At 51.0% G+C, this 255-nt stretch carries 1 rRNA gene; it reads left to right on the top strand.

Annotation, left to right across the window (positions count from 1 at the left end):
- A 23S ribosomal RNA gene (locus IB255_RS31375) occupies positions 1 to 224 on the top strand; the annotation flags it as partial.
- Between the last annotated feature and the right edge of the window lie 31 nt (positions 225 to 255).

A 255-nucleotide genomic window follows, 5' to 3' on the forward strand; every position in this document is an offset into this window, starting at 1 on the left:
CTCTGGTGTTCCGGTTGTCACGCCAGTGGCATTGCCGGGTAGCTATGTTCGGAATAGATAACCGCTGAAAGCATCTAAGCGGGAAACTAGCCTCAAGATGAGATCTCACTGGGAACTTGATTCCCCTAAAGGGCCGTCGAAGACTACGACGTTGATAGGTCGGGTGTGTAAGCGCTGTGAGGCGTTGAGCTAACCGATACTAATTGCCCGTGAGGCTTGACCATATAACACCCAAACAATTTGCGTGTTGTACGG

The sequence above is a fragment of the Pseudomonas sp. PDM22 genome (genome assembly GCF_014851965.1).
Taxonomy (GTDB): Bacteria; Pseudomonadota; Gammaproteobacteria; order Pseudomonadales; family Pseudomonadaceae; genus Pseudomonas.